The 16,968-nt window shown below is 40.0% G+C and carries 19 protein-coding genes; 8 read left to right on the forward strand and 11 right to left on the reverse strand.

Annotated features, from left to right (window positions below; translation table 11 throughout):
* Positions 1-47: 47 nt before the first annotated feature.
* Positions 48-542 (reverse strand): thiol peroxidase, encoded by a 495-nt coding sequence (gene tpx, locus NSQ54_19520; protein ID WYP26487.1) that lies wholly within the window; start codon positions 540-542, stop codon positions 48-50.
* Positions 543-669: 127 nt separating this feature from the next.
* Here tpx and NSQ54_19525 point away from each other — a divergent pair, with 127 nt between their 5' ends.
* From NSQ54_19525 to pfkA, 4 genes are all read left to right on the forward strand, one after another.
* Positions 670-1,503 (forward strand): transketolase, encoded by an 834-nt coding sequence (locus NSQ54_19525; protein ID WYP26488.1) that lies wholly within the window; start codon positions 670-672, stop codon positions 1,501-1,503.
* Positions 1,503-2,456, forward strand: coding sequence for a transketolase C-terminal domain-containing protein (locus tag NSQ54_19530; protein ID WYP26489.1), 954 nt, complete (start codon positions 1,503-1,505; stop codon positions 2,454-2,456). Before NSQ54_19525 ends, NSQ54_19530 begins: the two co-directional genes overlap by 1 nt.
* A 33-nt stretch (positions 2,457-2,489) precedes the next feature.
* Complete coding sequence (locus tag NSQ54_19535; protein ID WYP26490.1) at positions 2,490-3,248, forward strand: 3-oxoacyl-ACP reductase family protein; 759 nt, start codon at positions 2,490-2,492, stop codon at positions 3,246-3,248.
* 78 nt (positions 3,249-3,326) lie between these two features.
* Positions 3,327-4,280: a 6-phosphofructokinase gene (gene pfkA / locus NSQ54_19540; protein WYP26491.1), complete on the forward strand. Its 954-nt coding sequence runs from the start codon at positions 3,327-3,329 to the stop codon at positions 4,278-4,280.
* Between the two features lie 77 nt (positions 4,281-4,357).
* Here pfkA and NSQ54_19545 read toward each other — a convergent pair whose 3' ends face one another.
* From NSQ54_19545 to NSQ54_19560, 4 genes are all read right to left on the reverse strand, one after another.
* Entirely contained in the window at positions 4,358-5,056 is a 699-nt protein-coding gene (locus NSQ54_19545; GenBank protein WYP26492.1) for a FadR/GntR family transcriptional regulator, read from the reverse strand.
* A gap of 91 nt (positions 5,057-5,147) precedes the next feature.
* On the reverse strand, positions 5,148-6,416 hold the full coding sequence (locus NSQ54_19550; protein WYP26493.1) for a TRAP transporter large permease: 1,269 nt from the start codon (positions 6,414-6,416) through the stop codon (positions 5,148-5,150).
* Between the two features lie 38 nt (positions 6,417-6,454).
* Positions 6,455-6,919 (reverse strand): TRAP transporter small permease, encoded by a 465-nt coding sequence (locus tag NSQ54_19555; GenBank protein ID WYP26494.1) that lies wholly within the window; start codon positions 6,917-6,919, stop codon positions 6,455-6,457.
* Positions 6,920-6,921: 2 nt separating this feature from the next.
* Positions 6,922-7,938 carry a TRAP transporter substrate-binding protein gene (locus NSQ54_19560; GenBank protein ID WYP26495.1) on the reverse strand — a complete coding sequence of 339 codons (1,017 nt, stop codon included), beginning with the start codon at positions 7,936-7,938 and terminating at the stop codon, positions 6,922-6,924.
* 431 nt (positions 7,939-8,369) lie between these two features.
* On the opposite strand from NSQ54_19560, the gene NSQ54_19565 reads away from it, so the two are divergent.
* Complete coding sequence (locus NSQ54_19565) at positions 8,370-8,972, forward strand: transglutaminase family protein (GenBank protein WYP26496.1); 603 nt, start codon at positions 8,370-8,372, stop codon at positions 8,970-8,972.
* 21 nt (positions 8,973-8,993) lie between these two features.
* On the opposite strand, the gene NSQ54_19570 is transcribed toward NSQ54_19565, so the two are convergent.
* The 5 genes from NSQ54_19570 to NSQ54_19590 form a co-directional block, all read right to left on the reverse strand.
* The gene (locus tag NSQ54_19570) at positions 8,994-9,842 is read right to left on the reverse strand and encodes a M23 family metallopeptidase (GenBank protein WYP26497.1); all 849 of its coding nucleotides are present in this window, start codon (positions 9,840-9,842) and stop codon (positions 8,994-8,996) included.
* A gap of 25 nt (positions 9,843-9,867) precedes the next feature.
* Entirely contained in the window at positions 9,868-10,173 is a 306-nt protein-coding gene (locus NSQ54_19575) for a hypothetical protein (protein ID WYP26498.1), read from the reverse strand.
* Between the two features lie 86 nt (positions 10,174-10,259).
* Positions 10,260-10,823, reverse strand: a complete 564-nt coding sequence (locus NSQ54_19580) for a flavodoxin family protein (protein WYP26499.1) — start codon at positions 10,821-10,823, stop codon at positions 10,260-10,262.
* 495 nt (positions 10,824-11,318) lie between these two features.
* Entirely contained in the window at positions 11,319-12,536 is a 1,218-nt protein-coding gene (locus NSQ54_19585; GenBank protein ID WYP26500.1) for an amidohydrolase, read from the reverse strand.
* Positions 12,537-12,549: 13 nt separating this feature from the next.
* A complete protein-coding gene (locus NSQ54_19590; protein WYP26501.1) occupies positions 12,550-13,767 on the reverse strand; it encodes an amidohydrolase in 1,218 nt (405 codons plus the stop codon).
* A 124-nt stretch (positions 13,768-13,891) separates the two neighbouring features.
* Here NSQ54_19590 and NSQ54_19595 point away from each other — a divergent pair, with 124 nt between their 5' ends.
* The 3 genes from NSQ54_19595 to NSQ54_19605 all read left to right on the forward strand — a co-directional run bounded on the left by NSQ54_19595 (position 13,892) and on the right by NSQ54_19605 (position 15,732).
* On the forward strand, positions 13,892-14,755 hold the full coding sequence (locus tag NSQ54_19595) for a LysR family transcriptional regulator (protein ID WYP26502.1): 864 nt from the start codon (positions 13,892-13,894) through the stop codon (positions 14,753-14,755).
* Positions 14,756-14,819: 64 nt separating this feature from the next.
* Entirely contained in the window at positions 14,820-15,335 is a 516-nt protein-coding gene (locus NSQ54_19600) for a hypothetical protein (protein ID WYP26503.1), read from the forward strand.
* A 55-nt stretch (positions 15,336-15,390) separates the two neighbouring features.
* A complete protein-coding gene (locus NSQ54_19605) occupies positions 15,391-15,732 on the forward strand; it encodes a cupin domain-containing protein (GenBank protein ID WYP26504.1) in 342 nt (113 codons plus the stop codon).
* Positions 15,733-16,382: 650 nt separating this feature from the next.
* Here the strand turns inward: NSQ54_19605 and NSQ54_19610 are convergent.
* Complete coding sequence (locus NSQ54_19610) at positions 16,383-16,763, reverse strand: hypothetical protein (protein WYP26505.1); 381 nt, start codon at positions 16,761-16,763, stop codon at positions 16,383-16,385.
* Positions 16,764-16,968 lie beyond the last annotated feature (205 nt).

The following is a 16,968-nucleotide window of genomic DNA, read 5'->3' on the forward strand; positions in this document are numbered from 1 at the left end:
TTTAAACATTCTATACTGATATGATTAACAGTATCTACTGTATATGTTTACTTCGCCTCTTTTGCTTTTAATATTACTCTCTCATAATCCGGATGATCTGAAACCTCTGATACAACCTCAGAATGAATAATCGTTCCTCCGCTATCTATAACAAAAACAGAACGAGCCAGCAGACCTAGTTCCTTAATTAAGACACCAAACGCTTGACCGAAAGAACCCGTTTTATAGTCTGAAACTAACGTTGCATCCGGTAAATTAGCACTGCACCATCTTTTATGTGCAAAAGGTAAGTCATTACTAATTGTGATGACTTCAATATCACCTAAACGACTGACTTCATTGTTGAATTTTTGTGTTTGTGCATCACAAACATCTGTATCAATGGAAGGAATCACACTGATAATTCTTTTAACTTTATCTTGATGGTTAATCGTTACATCCTCTAAATCACTGTTAACTACTTCAAATGAGGGTGCTTTAACTCCTGTATTCACAGTTTCTCCAACTAACGTTACTGGTTTTCCTAAAAATGTAATGTTCATTTTTTACCTCCAATAGATAATGTATTGTTGACATTTACATGATTGATTGTATACTAAAGGTACTTAGTATACAAGTTAATTTCGTTGTAGCTAAGTATGCTAGTAAAATGTATAAGAGGTGAAAAACATGAGTGCAATCAGTGTACAAGAATTAAAAGATAAAGCAATTATGATGAGAAAAACAGCAGTTACAATGGTGCATAAAGCACAATCTGGTCATCCAGGTGGTTCGCTTTCCGCGGCAGATATAATGACAGCGCTATATTTTAAAGAAATGAATATTGATCCAAGTAATCCAAATTGGGAAGATCGCGATCGCTTTGTACTGTCGAAAGGTCATGTTTGCCCTATTCTTTATTCTGCATTAGCTTTAAAAGGTTATGTCCCTTATGAAACCGTATACACGCTAAGAGAATACGGTTCACCCTTCCAAGGTCATCCGGACATGAAGAAATGTCCTGGTGTAGATATCTCTACAGGATCATTGGGTCAAGGTCTTTCTTGTGGGGTTGGTATGGCTATCGCTGCTAAAAGAGATAAGAAAGACTACCGTGTTTTCAACTTACTTGGTGATGGTGAATGTCAGGAAGGACAAATCTGGGAAGCGGTTCAAACAGCAGTGAAATACGAATTAGATAATTTAGTAGTTTTTGTTGATAATAATCGTTTGCAAATAGATGGTTTTTGTGAAGAAATCATGCCACTTCAAGACTTAGGAAAGAAATTCGAAGCTTTTGGTTTTGAGACTACACGTATTGATGGTCATTCTATGGAAGAAATCGTTGAAACATTAGATGGCATACGTGAAAGCGCAAACAAAAAACCTAAGTGTATCATCCTAGATACGGTAAAAGGTAAAGGTGTATCGTACATGGAAGATGTAGGAGATTGGCATGGAAAGGCACCTAATGATGAAGAATTTGAACAAGCTATTAAAGAGATTTCAGGAGGGTTGAACTAATGACAGTTGTAAAAGAGATCACCCAAAAGAAAGCAACCAGAGCGGCATTTGGAGACGAAATTGTAGAGTTAGGTAAACAAAATAAAGACATCTATGTTATTGATGTTGATATCGCAAAATCTTGTAAGACAACAAAGTTTATTGAAGAACTACCTAATCAGCACATTAACGTAGGTATTGCAGAGCAAAACGCTGCTGGTTTAGCTGCTGGTTTAGCTACTACAGGCAAGATCCCATTTATTTCAACATACGCTGTCTTTGGTTCACTACGTATGGCTGAACAAATTAGACAAGAGGTTTGTTATCCAAACCTAAATGTTAAGATCGCGTGCTCTCATGGCGGGCTTACACCAGCAAATGATGGAGGAAGCCACCAAGCTATTGAGGATATGGGTGTGTACCGAAGCATTCCTAACATGACTGTAATCATGGGGGCTGATTACCAATCAACCCGCAAACTAATTAAACAAGCTTCCGAGATACATGGTCCGGTGTACTTACGATTTACGAGAGATACGATTCCTGTTCTCTATTCAGAAGAAGAAGAGTTTGAAATTGGAAAAGCCAAAAAGATCCAAGATGGTAACGACGTCACTATTATCGCAAATGGAGACACCGTTCATTTAGCTCTTGAAGCGACTAAGCTTCTTGAAAAGGAAGGCATTTCTGTAAAATTCTTTGATATGCATACCATTAAGCCACTAGATCGCGAGGCAGTCGTTGAAAGCTTAGATACAGGTCGTATCGTGACTGTTGAAGATCACAATATTCTAAATGGTTTGGGAAGTGCAGTAAGTGAAGTAGTTGCCGAAGAAGGCAGAGGGATTGTTCGGAGAATTGGTGTTCAGGATACATTTGGCCAATCTGCACCTTATGAAAAGTTATTAGAATTAAACGGTATTACCGTTGAGAATATCTTTGAAACAGCGAAGCAATTGGCAGGAAATAAATAATAGATTACACAGCTTAATTAGGAGGATATAATTATGTTTAGTTTAGAGAAAAGAGTGGCGATTGTAACAGGTAGTGGATCTGTTCGAGGAATTGGACGAACTATCGCACTTACTCTTGCCAAACAAGGAGCAACTATTGTTGTTGCTGACTTAAATAAAGAGGGAATTGAAGATACTGTTCATGCTGTTAAAGAGCTAGGTGGAGACGCTTTAGGGATTGAACTCGACGTTACAAGTAAGGAATCAAACGATGCAATGGTTAAGAAAGTAAAAGAAACTTACGGTCGTATCGATATCCTTGTAAATAATGCGGGTATCTCCCAAAAAGCTACGGTAGAAGAACTAACACTAGAGGATGTAACACGAGTATTTAACGTGAATATGTTTGGACTATTCTTGTGTACACAAGCAGTTCTTTCTACAATGAAGGAACAGGGATATGGACGCATCGTGAACCTATCTTCTGTTTCTGCTAAAAGAGGGGGAGGCGTGTTCGGGGGAGCCCATTATTCAGCATCAAAAGCAGCTGTATTAGGTTTCTCTAAGAACCTTGCAAGAGAGTGTGCCGCAGATGGGGTGACAGTGAATTGTGTAACTCCAGGCTTAATCAATACCGATATTTGGAAAGGACTGCCTCAGGAAGTAGCTGATGTTGTCATTGCAGGAATCCCTATGAATCGACCAGGTGAAACATCTGAGATTGCTTCTACCATTGCTTTTCTAGCGTCTGAAGAAGCTTCCTATATTACAGGAGAAGAAATTGATATTAATGGCGGTTCACATATGGACTAATGCGCAAAACGTACGAAGAGATTCAGTGACTGCTTGTCGCTGGATCTCTTTAATTTTTATAGATGAGGAGATGGAACATTGAAAAAAGTTGCAGTTTTAACTAGTGGAGGAGATGCTCCCGGTATGAATGCGGCGATCAGTGCGATCGTACACTCGGCCCAAGTTCATCATATCGACGTGATAGGAGTAAAATCAGGTTACACCGGATTACTTAACGGAGATTTTATTCCGTTAACCATACAAGATGTCGAGAATCTAACTTCTACTGGCGGTACGTTCTTAAAAACCTCACGATGCACTCGTTTCGTAGAGGAGGAAAGTAGAAAGCAAGCGGCGCAGCATTTGAAGAGTCATGGGATCGAACATTTAATTGTTATAGGCGGGGAAGGCTCCTTAAAGGGTGCAGAGAAGCTACAACAGCTAGGTATACAAGTCATCGGTATCCCTGGCACAATTGATAATGATATCCCCTATACCGATTACTCCATTGGCTTTGACACCACACTTAACACCGTTTTAGATTGTATTAGTAAACTAAAAGATACCGATTATTCGCATGACAAAACTACCATTGTTGAGGTGATGGGCAGAGCATGCGGTGATCTTGCTTTGCATTCAGCTATTGCCGGAGAAGGAGAAATCATTTCAACCCCTGAGAAGCCACTTAGTTTTCAACAGATTTCGACTCAATTGGAACAGAAGATCCAAAATGGAAAGCTAAATAATATCATTATCATCACAGAAAAAATGTTTAAGATTAGTGATCTACAAGACCATATCAAAACACAAACAGGGGTTGAGGTAAGAACTGCTGTTTTAGGGTTTTTACAAAGAGGTGGACGCCCTTCTGCATTTGACCGGATCCTCGCCAGAAAAATGGGGGTAAAAGCAGTCGAATTATTAGTAAACGGCGCCGGAGGAAAAGCCATTGGTATCCGAGAAAATAAGATTGTGGATATTTGTTTCACTGACGTGATGAAGAAGCCATCATCTAATGAAGAAAGCTATGACCTGTTAAACCTATTGTTATAAATGTGACGATCTGGCTCACTTCATCGTAAACTAAACATAAGCCAATGAATCTCAGATTCATTGGCTTATGTATTGCTTTATTCCTTCCAATACCGTGTAAACAAATTGTTCATATGATCTGTCATCATTTGAGCAGCTTCATTTTCATCATGGTTCTCGATTGCACGAATAATTGTTTTGTGCTCCTCAAAATTGACCCTTTGATAATCCTCTCTTGTAACAGTCCGATCTCGTATAAACTCCCACATTTCTTGCTGACGCATCGTCTGACTGATCGTTGACATAAAGTTAACAAAGAGATCATTATGAGTGGCTTTGGCTATTTGATTATGCAGTAGCTCGTCGGTTTCTGGATTATAGTAACCTTCCTTCGTTTCTACTTCCATAATAGAGATGATTCGTTGTAACTCCTCAATCTCTTGATCTGTCGCTCTCTTTGCTGCGTATCGTACAATTAATGGTTCAATATTCATTCTTGCTTCAATAATATCTTCAGGCGTGGTAGCATTTAATATTTGTGAAACGCTACTTTCTTTCTTTTCTTCGATCGTGTTCACGTAAACGCCTTCACCTTGTCTAGAATAAATATATCCGTTTAACTCTAATGCACTTAACGCTTGTCTAACAGGTACACGACTCACTTCAAATTGTTCACAGAGCTCTCTCTCAGATGGAAGCTTGTCTCCCACTTGAAAAGCACCTGAAAGAATTTGCGAAAGCATTTGATTATAGATTTGGATATATAGTTTCTTACTTGTTACTGGATTGAATTTCATTTAAACCACTTCTCTCCTGTAGTGATTAAGCGTCTTAATTATAACGATTAATGACTTAATCATCAACTTGATCAGGGAATTAAGAACTACTTTATAATAATAGGAGTGTGATGCTCGGGATCAAGGCAATAATGATTAAGCCGAAAAGCATTACAAAGAAGAAAGGAATGCTTGCCTTGACTAACTGAGGAACACCAATTCCTGATATACTTGAGCCAACGAACAAGTTTACACCTAAAGGCGGTGTGATAAATCCAATTGCGAGCGTAACGATCATAATGATACCAAAATGAATAGGGTCCAAGCCAACTTCGATAGCCACTGGCAATAAGATTGGCGTAAAAATGATTACAGCAGCTGATGTATCAATGAACAGTCCTATGAATAACAATAATGCGATCAATAAGAATACGATCAACATCGGATCAGTTGACACAGATAAAAATGCATTAGCAATTGTTGATGGAATATCTTCTAATGTAAGAATCTTTCCAAACGTATTTGCCGTACCAATAATAATTAGAATCGCCACGGAGCTCACGCTCGCATCTGCCATAATTCTTGGCAGTGAACGAAATGAGATCTCTTTATAAGCGAACAGGCTAATGATTCCTGCATAGACCACAGCAATAACAGCTGCTTCGGTAGGCGTGAAAATCCCCCCGTATATACCTCCTAAAATGATCACTGGGATCAATAAAGACCACTTTGCAGCATTTAGAGCAGACAACAGCTTTTTAAAAGAGAAAGCTTCACTACTTCCATGGTAGCCTTTCTTCTTTGAGTAGATGTAACTCCAAATCATTAACAGGATTCCAATTAGGATTCCAGGAAGAACGCCTCCTAAGAAGAGATCCCCTATCGATTGGTTTCCTGAGATACCATACAGAACCATCGGTATGCTCGGTGGTAGGATAATTCCCAATGAACCAGCAGTCACAATGATGGCTGTAGCAAATTTCTTATCGTAGCCCTGTGCAACCATTGCGGGAATCATAATACCCCCTACAGCTGCAACCGTCGCCGGACCAGACCCAGATATGGCCGCAAAAAACATACATGTGATAACCGCAGCAATTGCAAAGCCTCCAGTGACCCTACCTACCATGACATTCGCTAAATCAAATAATCGATTCGAGATTCCTCCTTTACCCATTATTTCGCCAGCAAGGATAAAGAATGGGATCGCTAACAACGCAAAGTTATCTGTAGAAGTAATAAGCCCTTGAACTAAAAAGGACATCGAAATATTAGGAGAAACCAGCGCCGTTAATAAACCAGAAAGCCCTAACGCAATTCCGATTGGTACTGATAAAATCATCAGGATAAAGAAACTAGCAAATAAAACAAATGTAGTCATACGCTATACCTCTTCTCGTTCGTTCTCGTTCATTATGATTAGAGAGCCTTAATTTGAATCGTAATATTCTGTATCAGTCGTATCGCAGTTAAAAACATTCCGATTACTGGCGCCAAATAAACCCAGAAAAATGGAATTTGAAGCGCTGCCGAGCTTCTCGACACATTGCCTAATATCTTAATACCGTGGTATGTAATGAGCACCGCAAAAATTAAGAACAAGACGTTTGCAATAATGCCAAGTAGCGTTTCTCCTTTTTTCTTAAATAGAAGCTTAAATGCATCAACGCCTAGATGTCTGTTGTACTTAACCCCTGCACTTACACCCACATAAATAAACCAAACGAATACAAATCTCGCAATCTCTTCTGACCAAGAGATAGGAGCATCAAAGATATAACGCATAAATACCTGAGCAAAGATCATAATGACTAAAAATCCACTTAATATAATAAGCATGTACTCTTCTAAATACTTATCCATCCATTTAATGGTCATTTTCATGATTAATCATCCAATTCCTCTTCATGATTTTGTATTGCATCTAAGACCGAATCAATAAGTGCATCTCCAAATATCGTACGATAATTGTCATATACAACTTCTACTTTCTCGCTAAATAGTTCTTGATCTGGTTCAATAATAGTCATGCCTGCTTCCTTTAATTCATTCAATATAACGCTTTCATTTTCATCAGTTAACGTTCGGTGAAAATCAGCAGCCTCATGCGCACTTGATTCAATAATGTCTTGCTGTTCCTTCGTTAAGGAATGCCAAAACTCGTCACTTATTGCAGCAGGCAAAGGCATATATTGATGAGACGTTAAGATAAGATGGCTCTGAACTTCGTTAAATCGACTCGCATAGATTGTTGACAGTGGGTTCTCTTGCGCATCAACTGTTCCTTGTTGTAATGCCATATAAAGCTCACCGAATGCCATAGGTGTTGGTCCAGCTCCCAGCGCTTCAAACGTTTGAAGGAACATAGGGATCTCAGGTGTTCTGATCTTTAAACCACGTAAGTCAGCAGGCTCATTGATTGGTTTGTCTGATGTGATATGTCTAAAACCGTTTTCAAAGTATGAGAGAATTCGAATATTATAGTCTAGTAGCGGTTCTGCGACTTCTTGACCAATTTCCCCATCCAGAATACTCCATGCCTGTTCCTTTGAATCAAACAAGTAAGGAAGCTCGAACACACTAATTCTCTCGTCAAATTGACTAAATGATGAAGCGACTACCATTTGAAGATTATTGAATGAAAGACTTTCTATCATGGCTGCCTCTGACCCTAATTGTTCATTAGGATAGATCAACACTTCTATGGAACCATTCGATTTTTCTTCAACTAAATCCTTAAAATGTAGAATCGCCTTATGACGATCATTTGACTCTGCTGAGCCATGACCTAATCGAATGATAACTTGCTCATTAGAGTCATCGCTTGAGAAAACGGTTACTGAAAACAATACACATGAGCATAGAATGATACTGACTATAAGTATATTTCTAAATATCTTCATTCATCTTCACTCTCCCACTAATTAATTCATCCAATGTAAACGCTGACATATTTGAATAAGATCATCTCTCATAAGATGTATACTTGTATGACAAGTAGGTATGGTACATAGTATACATATTAAATAAAACGCTGTCCATAATAAAATTTACAATAGATTTCCTCATAGTAGAAGGATCAATACTCACAACTTCACTTGATCATACTTGTATGTTATGATACTTTGTATACAAGCTATTTGAAATTCCTCCTGACAAAGTTTTTTCAAATGGCACATTGTTAATCCCCATGATGAAAACGCCATCATGGGGATTAATTGTTGTAGCTTTCGTTATGTAATGAGACGATACTACTCACTTAATTTGTAAAAATAATTGGGTAATAGGTTTGCTGACTCTATAATGAAGAGAGTAATGATGGGAGGTCCCATGTATGGTGTGTGATTCACCTGACTTAAATGATTACGTTATTGAGTTGCCTGAAATAGATATGAACCATCCATTTATTAGAAAGAAAAGTGCTGAACTATTTTCTTCTGCAAACAATGAAGTCGAAAAAGTGAAGCTGGCTTTTCACTTCGTCCGTGACGAGATCGCGCATTCATGGGATATACAAAGCAAAAGAATCACCTGCGAAGCATCAGATGCTCTGACACACAAAGAAGGCATATGTTATGCAAAATCAAATCTTCTCGCCGCTTTACTTCGCTCACAAGGTATACCAACAGGCTTTTGTTATCAACGCTTGATGCTGTTTGATACTCCAGCTGGTGGGTACTGTATACATGCATTAAATGCTGTTTATTTAACCTCTTTCGATCGATGGATACGATTAGATGCTAGAGGAAACAAGAAAGGAATTGATGCACAGTTTTCGATGATAGAGGAGAAGTTGGCGTTTACTGTTAATGAATCTCTTAATGAGAAGGATTACCCAATTATTTATTCCAAGCCACATCCAAAAACATTGGCCGTCTTAAGAGAGCAAACCAATGCGTTGGATATGTATAAGAAGTATTTACCTGATTCATTGTGATGGGTTAATGAATTTATAACCTCAAACAAAATCTCCTTTTATCGGTTCATCGTGCGCGAATGTAATACGGATGGATTCAGCCTTGTTGATATCATAGGAGTTCATTACTTGAAAATGAATATGAGGCTCTGTTGAGTTTCCAGAATTCCCACATTTCCCAAGATACTGTCCCTTTTTCACTTGATCACCTTCTTTTACACTAATGGACTCTTTTTTAAAGTGAGCGATTAAACTGTATTCCTGATGTTCATGTTCAATAACAATAAAGTTACCAAGTACATTTTCTTTGTCTACTTGTCCTGGTTCGTTATCAATCATGTTGTTTTGGATCGTCATAACCGTGCCGTCTGCCGGAGAAACGATAGGACGGTCAAAAGCGTAGTAATCTGAATTCCTAAGGCCCTCGTTCTTACATGTAGAATGGTTGTTTAACTGTACTAAATCATACGCATAACGTTGACTCGTTAATTCATAATGATAATTAATGAACACATTGCTGCCACCCCAGAAGACAAACCACTCGCTACTAATGGGCATGATATACTCATTTTTTGTATATGTACGATCATATGTAGGATATACGTTATATGGAGAGAGTAAAAACCCGACGATTTGATTGCTAGAATCAAAATAAACATTAACTGCTTTTCTTTCCAGGTTATCTATCCAAACATATTGTGTTACTTGATCGGGATTTAAACATGTATGAAGTAGCTTATATTCCTCTACACCTTTATTAAAGTCTTTCCCTAAATCACAAAATTGTTCTAAAGTAACTAGTTGTTTAAACTCATCTGAAGTCGTATGATAAATCTTTTCGTATTCCCCTTCATACCAGCTTGCTATGAAATCTTCTTGATTTATGGTCATATCGTCTCCTCCAATAACATGTCATTTATTCAACCACTTTCTTCAACCCTTCAATCATACGCGGCAAATAACTTTGATCAAGCTGAAATTCAAAGGTAAGCTGATTCTCTACACTTGGCAGCTCCTGGATTGTTCCCTCCACGTGCAGTTGTCCGAGTGTTTGGGTAATCACCTTAAGGAATAACGAGTTATCCCGATTCGTTAAGACAACTGTTCCCTTTAATTCACGATGCATTTGCTTCAGTCCCTGGTACCATTGTTGAATAGTCGAAGAAGGAATGTAGATCTCTGCATTTTGTACACTGTAATGACCACTTTGAACTGCAACCACACAAACAATCTCTTCCTCCCCTTTTAATGGAGGGATGGCTAGTTTAATAAAATGGTGATGATCTCCAAGTAGAACATGTTCACTGTCTATGATTCATTCTCCGTTCTTTGCTTAAGTACTTCTCCAAGCTCACGCGCTTCTTCTAAAGCCCTATGATCCATTAAGATATCATTAGGTTTTGCACCTTCACCTAAAAGAAATCCCTTGTAGTTTAACCCAATGAATCCACAGATGTAATTAAATTGTTGAACGAGAGGTAGGCCTTTCTCTCGAGGATTATCTCCACCAACTGCGATGATATACGCATCTTTTTCACTCATTCGCTCCTTGAAATTTGGATAGCGCTCGTCACGTACAGCTTGAGACCAACGATCAACAAATCGCTTCATCACACTAGTCATCCCGTACCAATAAATCGGCGTTGCAAAAAGTAAGACATCACACTCGAGCACTTGATCAATGATGGTATTGTACTCATCCTCTACCGGTGAAAAACCATTCGCATCGTGGCGTTGGTCTGTAATATCCTTGAATTGATAGTCTAGTAGATTGATTCTCGTTACATTCGGAAGCTCTTTAACAACCTCCTCCGCTAACCGTACTGTATTCCCATTCGCCCGCGTGCTCCCATAAATGACACCAACCTTCATTTCATCACCCCACGTGAAAAATATAAAATTTGTCGAAAAACGGAAGATGACCAACTTTATCTAAATTACATCATAAATTAATTGTAAGGGTATGTGGGATTTAGTTCCAATGTTTCAACTTAGATATTGTATTGTATTTTTACATTATATGTTTGACGAATGTCTAATACTCTTTATTTAGAGCGGGGCGTCTGGCGTCTTCTTGGTAAGGAGGCGTTGTTCTTGATTGGTCGGCCTTTCTTCTTGCTTCTCCCCCCGAGGTTCTTGCTAAACGGACTCCGTTCTTGGTATCCTCCACGTTCTCCTTGCTATCAGCACCTGTTTCTTAATTGAACCCGCTCCAGGCTTGGTGCACACGTCGTTTTTCTTGCTAACGCTTCTTTCTCCTTACTTAATTCTGCTAACTTCTTGGTATCCCTCGCTCTCTTCTTACTAACCCGCCCGACTGCCCACAAAAAAACTAGAAATCACCTAATGATTTCTAGTTTCTATCACTTATTTCGATCTATTAAATGTCACTTCGCCCTTAAACAACGTCATCTCCGGCTTCACACGTCTTGCTACCATTTCTGCTGTGGATTCTGCTGGAACTAGGATCAGATTCGCCTCTGCTCCCGGTTTTAACCACTCAGTACGACCGTCTTTTTTCTCAATGGCTGCTCGTCGATCCGTAATGTAGTTTAAGCTTTGGGCAAGCTCCCATTCGTCCGTCCATTTTGAGGATTCGGCAAGGCGGCTGACTCTTTCAATTAAGTCACCGTTTCCGAACGGGGACCATAGGTCAAAGATGTTATCACATCCAACCGCTACTCTAACGCCGTTTTCTTCTAAAAAAGAAACGGGTGGATACGGTCTGCCGATTGGAACACTTGTGATGATGGTAATACCTGCTTTTTTCAGCCAGTCCGTTGTGTCTTTTAGTTGGGTTGTCGGGAGGTCTGCGAGTCCGAAAGCGTGACTAATGAACACGTCCTGCTTTAGTTCCGCTTCCAACACGAGCTGCGCCATTCTTTTCATTGTAAAAGTCCCGAGGTGATCCGCATCATGAAGGTGCAGATCGATCCCTACTTCATGCTCCTTTGCGAGTGTGACCATGGTCTGCAGAGATTTTTCAATGTCACCATCTACGCTTGCTGGATCCACTCCGCCTACATACTTCACCACACCATAGCTGAGTGCTTTTTTCAAAAGTTCAATCGTTTCATCAACTAAAAGTCCATGCTGAGGAAAAGCTACGATCTCTACTTCTAATTTTCCTTTATATGTTTCAATCGCTGCCATAACTTCAACCAAATTTTGAAGCCCGACCTCCGGATAGATATCCACATGTGTACGAAGATGTGTGACACCACCCTGTACATACGTTTCTAGCAACCGTTCTGCTCGCTCCTGTGTAGTTGTTTCAAGATGCGGCAGGATGGTTTTCTCCATTTCAAATCTCTCAAAGATTGAATGTACTTTCTTCACCGGACGCCATTTTTCTCCGAGTAATGTTTTATCGAGGTGGCAGTGCTTTTCAATGAGTGACGGTAGTAAAAGCTGACCGCCACCTTCTATTATGGGATAAGACTCATCAAGCTTCTGATCCGCGGGTATCACTTCTTCCACCCGTCCATCTGCAATCTTCACATGAACTGCTTTTGTGTTTGTTCTCGCATAATGCTTGTCCTCCATATGAAAGCCTGTCTCGATCCGTACATCCTTTAACCACATTGTATTCTCCCCCTTACTCATTCATTGCGTTCACAGTCATATTCCCCCTGAACCAAACAGCCCTCCGCTTCGCTCGTCTTGCCACAGCTTCAGCGGTGCAGCTAGCTTCCACTAATACAAAGTCAGCAGGGGAACCAACCTGCGGCCATACACGGTTTCCGTCTTGGTCAAGTGGTGTAATTCCTCCTGTGATAAAGGCTAGTGCCTGATGGAGTGTATCTTCTTCCTTGTGTCCAAACCGTTCAGCAAATACTGCTGCTTTGTCTAAGCTATCTCCTGTTCCAAACGGGGACCAGTGATCCGTAATACTATCCGCACCAAATGAAACGGACACGCCCTCTTTATGTAAAAGGGGGATTGGAATGGTTTTCCCAGGTGAAACCGTTGAGGTGATATCGATGTTCTGAGCGCGCAGCATGTGAGCGGCTTCCACCACTTCTGGTGCGCGCAAGTCAGCAAGCGCCAGTCCATGACTGATCGTTACACGTCCTTGAAGCTTTGCTTCCTCGGTTAATGCAGCTAGTCGCTTCATCGTAAATAATCCTAGATGACCACTGTCGTGAAGATGAAGGTCAATTCCTGCATTTTCATGAACAGCAAGCTCCACCATCGTTTGCAGCGACCGTTCAATGTCACCATCAATACTTGCTGGATCAACTCCCCCCACATAGGAGGCACCATTTTTTAACGCTTTTCTAACAAGTGCTGTGGCATTGTCTCGAAGTAAGCCCTGCTGCGGAAAAGCAACGATCTCAATGTCAGCCATCATTTGATAGGTTTCTTTTGCTGCAAGTGTCGCCTCAAGCTGATGCAGTCCTTCAACCTGTCCGACATTACAATGCGTACGGATCTTTGTTGTGCCTTTGCGAACGAGTAAATCAATGAGTCCCTCCGCGCGTTCCTGAGCGACAGGACGAAGCTCTGGGAGTAAGACCTTTTCCTCTTCTAACCGCGTGAGGATTCCCTTTTTCGCTCGCGTCGGTGCCTTCCATGGTCCTCCGTAAAACGTTTTGTCCAGATGAATATGCATGTCTCTAAATGAAGGCAAGAGCAAGAACCCTTTTGCATCAATTAGTGGCAGATCTTCATTTGGCGGTTCCTCTTGAAGGGCGACGATAGAGCCTGATTCAATTTTTAGGTAATAAGGTTTGGTCTCAGTACCAACTACCTCATGATCTTCATAGATAAAACCTGTTTCAAGCGTGACTGGTCCAATCCAATGTGCAGACATATTCCTTGTCTCCCCCTTACAACTCTTTATATAAATCGTAGCACACGTGTAAGAGATTTCATTATACGAATAAAATGGAGTAAAGTAAGGTTTAGCATATATGAAACGGTAAGGGTGATTTTAATTGGACCTTAAGCAATTACGTTACTTTAAAGAGATTGTGGAGCAAGGAAATATTTCCGCTGCTGCTGAGAAGCTATATATGTCCCAGCCTCCCCTTAGCCAGCAGCTGCGAGCTTTAGAGGAGGAGCTAGAAACACGGTTATTCGACCGGAATGGTAGAAAGCTTGAACTAACAGAGGCAGGTCGCTCACTTTACCAATACGCAGAAGAAATTTTGCAGCTTACAGAAGAGGCGAAGCAGCATACGCGGGACGTGGGAGCAGGTCTAAAGGGAACCTTAAGCGTGGGGGTCAATACCTTTTCGTCAAGTGAATTACTAGAGGAGCTTCAGCACTTTCATTCGCTCTATCCAAAGGTTCATATGAAGATCCAACAAAATGAATCCGGACACCTGTGTCAGCTTGTAAAGGCCCGCAAACTTGAGCTTGCCCTAATCCGGCTGCCACTTAATTTAAGTGAATTCGAAGTCTTGCATATAAAAGATGAGCCCTTTTATTTTATGACATCGATCGATTCGCCATTCGGTGATTCAATCACCTGGAAACAGATCACGGAGCAACCCTTTATGTTGCCAAGTACAGAAGGCCTCGGAGTCTATTCGCTCATACGTGAACGATTAGCTAAAAGAGGCATGAACCAGCCAGTCGGTGAATGCTCAGACATCCAGCTACTCGGTCAGATGATCGCAAGCAACATGACAAACGCTATTGTGCCAGAGGCCTTTATGAAACAGACTCAAGATGCACGATTGAAGGCGTGTAGAATTGAAGATGAAGAGCCATTTCTCTCACCAATCGCTCTGATCTGGTTGAAGGGACATACGCTTTCTAAGCCTGCGGAAAGATTGGTGGAGGGATTAAAATAAAAGAAACCAAGTCTTCTTTCCTTCGTATACTAGATAACAGAGTTTGGTAAAGGGGCGGTTCTTCGTGGATACCTATTCACTGATTCGGAAAGGGCATGAATTTCTAGTGCAAGATTCAGATGGGATTGAACTAGCTGATATACGTGTGCTAAAAGCAGATGCATTTGAAAAAGGACATGCATTCATCTACACACAACACTCGGATGACCAGTCAATGCATGTAGGAATTAAAAAAGGACGCTTGTTGTTTGCTCAATATGACTATCAGGTACGTGATCACTCCTATTCTCTTCAGGATCATAAAGGAAAATCACTGATTTATTACGCTGTTTCAGGAATCGTGGACGGTAAGATGATTTACATAGAGGAAGACTGGGACGGTGGGTTAGAATTAAAGGTCGATAAAGAAAAGATTGCTAAATTAAACCCATTTCCAGTAAGAAAAGGGGCAGAATTAACGTTTATTAGTGGAAAAGAACAAGATGTCTATCTTCCTCTCCTCACTCTTTTCTACTTCATGTTTCAGATTTATAAGAAGGAAGTAGCGTTTGTGGAGGATTTGATTGAAGAGGCGTTGTAGGTGTAAGGAGGGTTTGGTGAAAAGAAAACCAACTTAATAAAGAGGAGGCTTACGTATGAGATCAGAAAAAGTAAATATTAAAGAATGTACAGATAAGATAGAATCACAGCATGAAAACTTTGTTCTATCAAAAGTAAATGATCATTGTGTGCGGGTTGCTGTATTTGAGGGGACGTACAAATGGCACCATCATCCTAATTCAGAGGAAAGCTTTTTAGTACTTGAAGGAGAGCTGATCATTGAAATAGAAGGAACATCAGAGCCAGTTATTTTGTATCCAAACGACTTCTACACTGTTCCTGCGGGGATCGTACATAGAACACGCTCTGAGTGCAGAACGGTAAATATATGCTTTGAAAAAGAAGAAGCGGAAACGATTTTTGTAGGAAAAGATTAAAAAGGATATCGTTGTATCGATTTCTATTAATCGTGTACACTGGGTGCTCGATACATACATCTTAGAGGAGTGAAGCATAATTACACATCAAGAAGCAGACATTCATGCGTCAGGAACATTGACCTATTCTGAATATAAAGAGTTCGTTAATCATCATACGAAGAAATTTAAAATTTTCTACTATCTATTTGCTTTTCTAGTAGGTCTTGTTATAGCTCCCCTCACCATCTCCGGAAATGTAGTTCTTGTCTTTATTTACATGTTAATAATAGCATCCCTTGTTCTAGGATTATCAGTTCTAATTTTAAATGGAATGCTCGCCTTCCGCTCGAAAAGAGAATTCAAGAGTGACAAGCTGATTCAGTCGGAAATAACATATGATGTTTCAACAGAAGGCGTTCACCAATAAGTTAAAAGGATGAGTAGCTTTTTTGAATGGAGCGACCTTCTTAAGGTTCAAGAGCTTGAGCACATGTTCCTTCTTTACCTCTCAAAAAATAAGGCTGTTGTTTTACCTAAACGACATTTTCAAACGTGGGACGACATTAACCTGTTTAGAGACTTCGTAGCAGCTCATGTAGTCTCATCTAAATTAAAATGAATGTATAAACGCTTGGACCTAGTCTAAGCGTTTTTTCTTATTGTGTTTCCTAGTTAATCTTCGCATTAGGTATTCCTACAAATTCAAGGGCTTCATTCACATCTGTAAATGCTCGAACGTTATCATATGTTCCAGCCGTTTTTGAGATGCGGTTTAACTGCATCTTCAATGCATCGCTTGACGCAATCGTTGCGTTTTTCTCGACATGTTTAGAAACCGAGCTCATCAATTCCACCCATACAGAGCTTACTTCAGGATTGGCAACAGTTGTTACACTTCGGTTATCATTCAAAAATTTCTTGATGTGTGGTTTACTAAGTAGACTGCGTACAAGGTCTGCCTGCTCATGTGCTTGAGCGTCTGTCGTTGCCATCTTTAAATAATTAAAGTAAAACACGTCACCTTCAATTTTATATTCATAATCTGCCATGGTTTATTCCCCTTGTTAATCTTCTTTAAATATGTGAACCACGTGTGCCAGATCTTTTTCGCATCACTTCTACTACGATTGTACCATTTTATGAGTTTTTTCGACATAATCTGCACGGCAATTATAATGTATAAAAAGTAAACCGATCTTAAGAACAATCAGCTTTAAAGAGAAACGAGTATAGATAATCTTCAACAGTTTACAC

This window comes from Alkalihalobacillus sp. FSL W8-0930 (genome assembly GCA_037965595.1).
In the GTDB taxonomy this organism is placed as follows: Bacteria; Bacillota; Bacilli; order Bacillales; family Bacillaceae_D; genus Alkalicoccobacillus.

Excerpts from the sequence above, each read along its gene's own strand:
- tpx (WYP26487.1), bottom strand. The coding sequence starts at position 542 with ATGAACATTACATTTTTAGGAAAACCAGTAACGTTAGTTGGAGAAACT.
- NSQ54_19525 (WYP26488.1), top strand. The coding sequence starts at position 670 with ATGAGTGCAATCAGTGTACAAGAATTAAAAGATAAAGCAATTATGATG.
- NSQ54_19530 (WYP26489.1), top strand. The coding sequence starts at position 1,503 with ATGACAGTTGTAAAAGAGATCACCCAAAAGAAAGCAACCAGAGCGGCA.
- NSQ54_19535 (WYP26490.1), top strand. The coding sequence starts at position 2,490 with ATGTTTAGTTTAGAGAAAAGAGTGGCGATTGTAACAGGTAGTGGATCT.
- NSQ54_19545 (WYP26492.1), bottom strand. The coding sequence starts at position 5,056 with ATGAAATTCAATCCAGTAACAAGTAAGAAACTATATATCCAAATCTAT.
- NSQ54_19550 (WYP26493.1), bottom strand. The coding sequence starts at position 6,416 with ATGACTACATTTGTTTTATTTGCTAGTTTCTTTATCCTGATGATTTTA.
- NSQ54_19555 (WYP26494.1), bottom strand. The coding sequence starts at position 6,919 with ATGAAAATGACCATTAAATGGATGGATAAGTATTTAGAAGAGTACATG.
- NSQ54_19560 (WYP26495.1), bottom strand. The coding sequence starts at position 7,938 with ATGAAGATATTTAGAAATATACTTATAGTCAGTATCATTCTATGCTCA.
- NSQ54_19565 (WYP26496.1), top strand. The coding sequence starts at position 8,370 with ATGGTGTGTGATTCACCTGACTTAAATGATTACGTTATTGAGTTGCCT.
- NSQ54_19570 (WYP26497.1), bottom strand. The coding sequence starts at position 9,842 with ATGACCATAAATCAAGAAGATTTCATAGCAAGCTGGTATGAAGGGGAA.
- NSQ54_19580 (WYP26499.1), bottom strand. The coding sequence starts at position 10,823 with ATGAAGGTTGGTGTCATTTATGGGAGCACGCGGGCGAATGGGAATACA.
- NSQ54_19585 (WYP26500.1), bottom strand. The coding sequence starts at position 12,536 with ATGTGGTTAAAGGATGTACGGATCGAGACAGGCTTTCATATGGAGGAC.
- NSQ54_19590 (WYP26501.1), bottom strand. The coding sequence starts at position 13,767 with ATGTCTGCACATTGGATTGGACCAGTCACGCTTGAAACAGGTTTTATC.
- NSQ54_19605 (WYP26504.1), top strand. The coding sequence starts at position 15,391 with ATGAGATCAGAAAAAGTAAATATTAAAGAATGTACAGATAAGATAGAA.
- NSQ54_19610 (WYP26505.1), bottom strand. The coding sequence starts at position 16,763 with ATGGCAGATTATGAATATAAAATTGAAGGTGACGTGTTTTACTTTAAT.